6 protein-coding genes and 2 pseudogenes are annotated in these 6556 nt (G+C 62.9%); 3 read left to right on the forward strand and 5 right to left on the reverse strand.

All coding sequences use genetic code 11. From position 1 onward, the window contains the following. Window positions 1-5: 5 nt before the first annotated feature. From NKH12_RS01575 to NKH12_RS01585, 3 genes and pseudogenes are all read right to left on the reverse strand, one after another. Window positions 6-1898: a L,D-transpeptidase family protein gene (locus tag NKH12_RS01575; protein ID WP_352951569.1), complete on the reverse strand. Its 1893-nt coding sequence runs from the start codon at window positions 1896-1898 to the stop codon at window positions 6-8. A gap of 212 nt (window positions 1899-2110) precedes the next feature. Next, a pseudogene (locus NKH12_RS01580) lies at window positions 2111-2236 on the reverse strand (SDR family oxidoreductase); the annotation flags it as partial. A gap of 87 nt (window positions 2237-2323) precedes the next feature. Continuing rightward, a complete protein-coding gene (locus NKH12_RS01585) occupies window positions 2324-3235 on the reverse strand; it encodes an alpha/beta hydrolase (protein ID WP_352951570.1) in 912 nt (303 codons plus the stop codon). Between the two features lie 47 nt (window positions 3236-3282). On the opposite strand from NKH12_RS01585, the gene NKH12_RS01590 reads away from it, so the two are divergent. Continuing rightward, a complete protein-coding gene (locus NKH12_RS01590) occupies window positions 3283-3735 on the forward strand; it encodes a MarR family winged helix-turn-helix transcriptional regulator (RefSeq protein ID WP_352951571.1) in 453 nt (150 codons plus the stop codon). 110 nt (window positions 3736-3845) lie between these two features. Here the strand turns inward: NKH12_RS01590 and NKH12_RS01595 are convergent, their stop codons facing one another. Continuing rightward, complete coding sequence (locus NKH12_RS01595; RefSeq protein WP_352951572.1) at window positions 3846-4457, reverse strand: pyridoxamine 5'-phosphate oxidase family protein; 612 nt, start codon at window positions 4455-4457, stop codon at window positions 3846-3848. 69 nt (window positions 4458-4526) lie between these two features. After that, a complete protein-coding gene (locus NKH12_RS01600; protein WP_502910722.1) occupies window positions 4527-4880 on the reverse strand; it encodes a gamma-butyrobetaine hydroxylase family protein in 354 nt (117 codons plus the stop codon). Between the two features lie 198 nt (window positions 4881-5078). Between NKH12_RS01600 and moaA the strand changes: the two genes are divergently transcribed. Continuing rightward, on the forward strand, window positions 5079-6074 hold the full coding sequence (gene moaA, locus NKH12_RS01605) for a GTP 3',8-cyclase MoaA (RefSeq protein ID WP_352951573.1): 996 nt from the start codon (window positions 5079-5081) through the stop codon (window positions 6072-6074). 100 nt (window positions 6075-6174) lie between these two features. Then, window positions 6175-6556, forward strand: a pseudogene (locus tag NKH12_RS01610) (hypothetical protein); the annotation flags it as partial.

Genomic DNA, 6556 nt, shown 5'->3' on the forward strand with positions numbered 1-6556 from the left:
GCGCCTCAGCTCGCCGGCGAGCGCACCACTGCCGTGCTGTCGAGTGCCTGCTGCAGCCGCGTGTCGCGGTCGTAGACGTCGCTGAAATATTCGACTTTGCCGGACATATCAGGCCAGGCGGTGAAATAGGCGACATAGACCGGGACCGTGCGCGCCACCTTTTCGGTCGAATGTCCGTGTTTCAGCTTCTCCGCAATGTAGTCGACCGAGGTGCCGAGCACTGCCGCCGCCATGCCGCGCGGATCCTGCAGACGAACGCAGCCATGGCTGAGCGCGCGCATGTCACGCTGGAAAAAAGACTTTTGCGGCGTATCGTGCATGTAGACTGCGTGCTTGTTGGGGAACAGGATCTTCAGTTCGCCCAGCGCATTGGCCTCGCTCGGCAGCTGGCGCACGCCATAAGGTATTTTCGCGCCATAGGCGCCCCAGTTGACCGAGGAGGAGGGAATGCGCTTGCCGCGCGCGTTGACCACTTCGTAGCCGGCGCGGTCGAGATAGCCGGGATCCCTGCGCAGCCGGGGCAGCATCTCGTTGACGAGGATCGACTGCGGCACGCCCCAATAGGGGTGGAAGTCGACCTGCTCGACCTGATCGTAGAAGAATGAAGTCTGGTTCGTGGTCTTGCCAATGACGGCGCGAGTCTTCAGCTTCTCCTCGCCATTTTCGATGTAGCTCGCCGTAAAGGCCGGCTGGTTGATGAAGACGCGCGGACTGCCGAGATCGGACGGCAACCAGCGCAACTCTTCCAGCGCGACCTGCACCTTTTGAATCTTGTCGGCCTTGGACGTCCCGACCAGCGCCGCGACGGTGCGCGGACCGATGACGCTGTCGCCCTTCATGCCAGCCTTCTTCTGCACCGCCTTGATGACCGGCACCAGTTCCGGCTCATAGAGCTCGCTGGTGGCGAGCCTGGCCAATATCTCGCCATAAGCGCCGCCCATCTCGTCGTCGAGATTGCGCGCGATCTTCGCCAGAAGCTTCGGCAGTTCGGGGCTGGTCTGCCCCGGCTTCAGCAACAGCTTGGGATCGACGACGATCTCGTCTTCGGCGCTGGCCTGAAGCGATTCCAGTTCGACGCGCAGCGCCTGGTACTCGGCGTTTTGCGGATGTCGCGATTCGAGATAGGTGCGCACTTGCTGGGTGCGCGCCAACGTCTTCAGCACGCCTTCCATGTCGAGCGGCTTGACCGGGAAATCATAGTAGCCGGTGATGCGATTGGGATCGACGCGGCCGTTTTGCGCGTCATGGACATAGCGCAAGACGCGCGCCGACAGTGCCATCTCGAAGCGGACGAACCCCTTCAGCCGCGCATCGGCGCCGCCGGTCGATGCGCCGGCGGCAGGCACTTCAACCGTATAGTCGGCCGGCGTGAGGCCATAGCTCGTCGCCTCGCCAAGCACCCGCACCGCATCCTGTGCGCGGCTATTGGCACTGGCTCCCGCCACCCAGATGAAATCTGGATTGGCCGAGTAATAGGCGATGAGCGCCTTGGCGATGTCCTTCTCAGCGTAGAGTTCGTAGTCATTGAGTCCGGCAATCGCTTCGCGGAAGGCAGCACTGGTGGCGGAAGACGGCTGGAAGGCGGCGTCCTGCGGCATTGCCGGCTCCGGCGTTGCCGTCAACGTCGAGAAGTCGACACGCGCGAGCGGATCGCTCTTGTAGGTATAGTAGGACGGGCTGCTGATACGAGAGGCAGCGGGCGCCGTTGCATTTGGCTTGTATTTCGGCTTCTGCCTTGACGGCGGCGGGGGGAAATCACCTTGCGGCGTGTGCCTGATGCCACCGCCGAAAAGCCTCTCGAAAAGCCCTTGCGCGTCTGCCTGCGGCACGCCGAAGGCCAGCATTGCCGCGACCGCCGCAAGCGGCATCGCGGTTGCTTTGTTTCCGAGGAATTTCATGGATCATCCGCTCCGGCTGCAACCGGCTCCCGTTCCGCATCGCTCGACGGTCTCGCCCACCGTACGGCGGATGTAAGACGCGACCACACCGATTCATACTGATTTCGTTAAGCTTCCATAAATTTCGGCTATCCTGTTGCAGAACAGTTTCACAACACCGTGACAACTAAAGCGAATTGGGTCCGCTCCAGTTCCAGGAAATAGTGCACGGGTCAGGCGTTGGCGCCGCCGTCGATAGTCAGTGCGGCGCCTGTCACGAAGCGCCCTTCGGGACCTGCCAGCCAGGCGACCATGCCGGCGATCTCTTCAGCCTTGCCGAAGCGAGGGGTCGCGCATCGCGCGCAGCCCTGCTGGCGACTGTCGCCGGTGCGATGGCAGCGTGGAAGGCGATGGCCGGCACCGACACGTGACGAACGCCGGCGGCGTTAATGCAGCGATACCGGCTCCCGGTGTTCGGCAACGAAGCCGACCGCACGCTCGACCACGCCCTTGTCGGCGAGGATGCGGCGGTGGCCGAGCCCGTCGGCCCAGTACAGCCGCACATGGTCGCCGGCGCCGGCATAGAGCCTTGCATGGTCGGCGGACACTTCGCGGTCGTCTGGCGCATGGATGACCAGCGTTGGCACCGGCGTGCTGGCAAGCTGGCGGTCGCCGGTGAATTCGTGCAGCGGCCGGCCGGCGATGCGTTCGACCCGGTCGGCCATGGCGGCCTGCGAGCGTGGGCCGACACTGAGCATGCGGCTGAAATCATTGAAGATCGCCGGCAGGGAGCTCGGCGCCGCGATCAGCACCAGCCGCTCGGCCGCCAGCGGCGGAATTTTCTTGACCGAACCGACGATGGCATTGGCGGCGACGGCACCGCCGAAGGAATGGCCGACGACCGCCACGAACGGGCCGAACCATTCGCCGGTCAGCCGTGCGGCTTCGACAGCGCTGACCAATGTGAGCCGGCGGCCCTGCGATTGGCCGTGGCCCGGCAGGTCGAGCGAGACAACCTTATAACCGGCGTCACGATAGGCTTCGATCAGCGTGCGCATATATTCGGTGCGCGAACGCCAGCCATGGATGACGAGCACCGTGCCGCCGGCCCGCCTGCCCGGCTCTGGCCTGAATTCATGCACCATGACGCAGCCGTTTTTGGTCTTCAGCCGATGATGGCGCGCCTCGGCCATGAAGCCGGCGGCGCGGTCGACGGCGCGTCGCTCGCCGTCGCTGAGAATTTTGGCGTTCGGCGTGCGGCAGAACAGTTCGAACGCCGCGCGCCCTGTAAGGCGAGGAGCCACGTGTTCGGCGGCGGCAAACACGCCCCGGATGACCTTCAAGCCAAATGATGCCATAGTGGCGATCCATCCATTCGTTCAAGCATGAACATAATAGTTCAAACATGAACATTAAACAAGAGCTGCCCTGGGACAACCCGCGTTTTCGTAACTGGGTCGCGGTGGCGCGCGCCTGCCATGTGCTGGAGCGCACGCTGGCGGTGAAGCTCGCGCCGCTGGACCTGAAGCCGGCGCAACTCGACGTGTTGATGAACCTTTACCGCCATCCCGGCATGTCGCAGCACGATCTCGCCCGCCGGCTGCTGGTCGGCCGCTCCAACATCACCATGCTGCTGCCGCAACTCGAGACACGCGGCCTGCTGCGCCGCGAAGGCGATCAGAAAGACAAGCGGGTGCTGCGGCTGACCTTGACCGAAGCCGGCACGGAACTGCTGATGCGGGCGCTGAAGGTGCATATGGCGCTGATCGAGAAAGCAATGAGCCAGTCGACGCCGGAGCAATGCGACATGATCGGCGAGCAGATGCGCAGGATTGCCGACGTGCTCAAGGAAGCGTGACCGGAGCATCGGACCCAAAAGCCCGCCCTCGGGCCCGACCCGGGGGTGGAAACCGGTTTTGGGGAAATCCGATGCTCAAACAAAAGGATGGGGTTCGCGGAGCGATGCGCTCACCACATCGACTTTTTCGCGCGCTCCGGCCATTCCTTGTCGTAAGCCTCGCCGTCGATGCCTTTCCGGCTGGTGATTTCCAGGATTTTCCCAGGTGTCGGCAGCGACTTCGGATCGATGTGCCTCGCCGGGTTCCAGAGTTCCGACCGATGGACGGCGCGAGCGCACTGGAAATAGACTGAGTCGACCTTGATGACCGTGACCGAGCGCGCCGGCTTGCCGTCGACACTGAACGAGGCACAGAGCGCGGCATCCGTGGTGATGTGGGCGCGGCCGTTGACGCGCAGCGTGGTGCCGGAGCCTGGGACCAGGAACAACAGGCCGACGCGCGGATCGCGAATGATGTTTTTTAGCGAATCGGCACGGTTGTTGCCGCGCCGGTCCGGCATCATCAGGGTTTTCGGATCATGGATGCGGACGAAGCCGGCGAGATCGCCGCGCGGCGAGCAATCCAGCCCCTCCGGCCCGCTGGTCGCGAGCCCGGCAAAAGGCGAGGCCTCGATGAAGGCGGCGTACTCGGGGATCACATGGTCGAGTTCCTTGACCAGCGAGGTCTCGCCGGGCAGGCCATAGAGCGCTTCGAGCTGTTCGACCGTGGTGATGACGGACATGTTTTCGTCTCCGACTATCTGCGGCCGCTACGCCCTATCCGTGACGTTTTGACGACAGCACCAGTCGAGCTAGCGGTCGCGACTGAGCCCCTTCTCTTCCAGCTCGGCGAGGTAGGCGGCCCAGCGTGCGTCCTTCTCATGACCCAGCGTATGCAGATAGTTCCAGGTGAAGATGCCGGTGTCGTGGAAATCGTCGAAGGTGATGCGGACGGCGTAGTTGCCGACCGGCTCGATCTTGAGGATCGCGACGTTGCGCTTGCCGGGAACCGTCACCCGCTGTTCAGGCGAATGGCCCTGCACTTCGGCCGATGGCGAGGCAACGCGCAGCAGTTCAGCCGGTAGTTCGAACGGCCGATGATCCGCAAATGTGACGGAAAGCAGCTTGCGGTCCTTGGAGACCCTGAGTTCCTTCGGCGCCGTCATGGTGATAGGTTCCGCATCAATGCGCCCTTCCCTACGCCGCTTCGCGCAGCGGGAAAAGGTCGCTTCGAAACTTCCGACACAATCTGTCGGTGGCGGCATGTTACCAAAGATCGAGACCCTCTATCTTGAATGGCAGGCCGGATCGTATCACATAGCGGTATATAACGACGCCGTTCACGGCCACGGGAAACGCATAGCATGGACATGATCGATCCTTTCGGTCGCACGATCAGCTATCTCAGGGTGTCGGTCACCGACCGCTGCGACTTCCGCTGCACCTATTGCATGGCCGAGGACATGGCGTTCCTGCCCAAGAAGGACCTCCTGTCGCTGGAGGAACTCGACCGGCTCTGCACGGTCTTCATCGAAAAAGGTGTCCGGAAATTGCGTCTCACCGGCGGCGAGCCGCTGGTGCGCAAGAACATCATGCATCTGGTGCGCCAGATTTCGCGTCATCTCGACAGCGGTGCGCTGGAAGAATTGACGCTGACCACCAATGGTTCGCAGCTTTCGCGCTTTGCCGCCGAGCTTGCCGATTGCGGGATCAAGCGCATCAATGTCTCGCTGGATACGCTCGACGCCGACAAGTTTCACGCCATCACCCGCTGGGGCCATCTCGGCAAGGTCATGGAGGGTATCGACGCGGCGCAGGCGGCTGGCTTGAAGATAAAGCTCAATGCGGTGGCGCTGAAGGATTTCAATGACGCCGAATTGCCTGACATGATGCGCTGGGCGCATGGCCGCGGCATGGATCTGACTGTTATCGAGACCATGCCGATGGGCGAGATCGACGCCGACCGTACCGACCAGTATCTGCCGCTGTCGCTGCTGCGCGCGGCACTTGAGCGGCAATTCACGCTGACCGACATTCCCTACAAGACCGGTGGTCCGGCCCGCTATGTCCACGTCTCTGAGACTGGTGGCAGGCTCGGCTTCATCACGCCGATGACGCATAATTTCTGCGAGAGCTGCAACCGCGTCCGGCTGACCTGCACCGGCACGCTCTATATGTGTCTCGGCCAGGAGGATGCCGCCGATCTGCGTGCACCGTTGCGTGCATCCGAAGGCAATGAACTGGTCGCCGATGCCATCGATGAAGCCATTGGCCGCAAGCCGAAGGGCCACGATTTCATCATCGACCGCCGGACCAACCGCCCGTCGGTGTCGCGGCACATGAGCGTCACCGGCGGCTGATCTCTCGATCACACCGCCGAACTAAGTAGTGCCGCTCTTGCGAGGAGGTTGTAACGAGCCGCCTAAAGGCCGTGGACCAGCCCTTTAACGTTGCTGTCCTATGACCGGCTGCTACAGGCTTGATGCAAAAGCACAACCGGTAACGCCTTTGCTTCTTTCCCCAAATCTTCGCGGCGCGCTGTTCATGGTGGTGGCCATGATTGGTTTCACCCTCAACGACGCGATCACCAAAGTCTCGTCGGAATCCATGAACATGGCGCAGGTCATGCTGATCCGCGGCGCCTTCGCTTCGCTTTTCGTAGGCCTGCTTGCCTGGCAACGCGGTGCGCTTGCCCTGCCCGGCTCGATGCTGCAGCCGATGGTTGCAGTGCGCGTCGCCCGCGCAGCCCGCGCGGCTGTGTGGTTGCGGGGTGGTTTTGGGCCTATGGCGCTCGCCAACCTCTCCGCCCTGGTGCACGCCCAGCCGCGGGGGGGGGCCCTGG

The organism is Mesorhizobium sp. M1322 (assembly GCF_040318085.1).
Classification (GTDB): domain Bacteria; phylum Pseudomonadota; class Alphaproteobacteria; order Rhizobiales; family Rhizobiaceae; genus Mesorhizobium.